Source organism: Enterococcus sp. 4E1_DIV0656, from assembly GCF_002140695.1.
Lineage (GTDB): Bacteria > Bacillota > Bacilli > Lactobacillales > Enterococcaceae > Enterococcus_D > Enterococcus_D entomosocium.
Window position 1 is genome coordinate 71703 of record NZ_NGLF01000005.1, and the last position, 858, is coordinate 72560.

General features: G+C 31.1%; 1 protein-coding gene. It reads left to right on the top strand.

The window, feature by feature from the left end:
• Window positions 1–35 precede the first annotated feature (35 nt).
• Window positions 36–572 carry a hypothetical protein gene (locus tag A5882_RS19475; RefSeq protein ID WP_086373582.1) on the top strand — a complete coding sequence of 179 codons (537 nt, stop codon included), beginning with the start codon at window positions 36–38 and terminating at the stop codon, window positions 570–572.
• The last annotated feature ends 286 nt before the right edge of the window (window positions 573–858 follow it).

An 858-nucleotide genomic window follows, 5' to 3' on the forward strand; every position in this document is an offset into this window, starting at 1 on the left:
AACATAATATTAACTTATATTTAAGGAGTGAAGTTATGAAAAAATTAGTTAGATTGTTTTTTTTGGGTATATCATTTGTTTGTATTAGTGTTTTGATGCTAGGGCTCTCAACTAAAGCAGCTTATGCAGATTCGGAAGTACCTGGCCCAACAACTAGAGCCTCGGTAACCATGTATGAATTATACGGATCTGTATCAAAAGGAAAGAGTACCTCATCATGGATAACTGCAACATCAGCAAAAAAATCAAATGCAGAAGGAACTTTATCTTTTTCTAAATCAATTACCAGTTCTAATTCATATAGTGGAAGTCTAAAAGTTTCAAAAGCTAACTTAGACGCTACCGTTGGATTTAATACGTCGAAATCAACAACTGAAACAGCTTCTATGAGTGTAAATGTTAAAAAGAATAAATCATATACGATTTATTATAGACGCGTTTACAATACAAAAACAGTTAAACAAAGAAAAGTTACCATAGATACTTTAACAGGTAAGAAGGTTAATGGAACCCCAACTAACATAACAACAAAACAGTATTCGCATATTGAATGGAAAGCAGTAGAAAAATAAAGCAAGATTTCTAAAAATTCAATGCAAAATATGACGTAAACTAAGAATGCTGTTAATGATTTTGTAGTACTCAAATATAGCTCATAGCGTTAGTAAACACTCCCGACATTTCAATTTCTGTCGTAGGAGTGTTTTTTTAGGAAATAATATTGCGGTAGAGATCCGTTTTAAACAAAAGTATACAATTCCACTAAGAACAACTCCTTGGTTTTCACTAACAAAATTAATTTTAACAAATATTTTATTAAGGAACAACAATCACAGACAAAGTACTAACTAGAGAGTG

Bases quoted from the DNA above. Each gene is read 5' to 3' on its own strand.
- A5882_RS19475 (WP_086373582.1), top strand. From the start codon at position 36: ATGAAAAAATTAGTTAGATTGTTTTTTTTGGGTATATCATTTGTTTGT.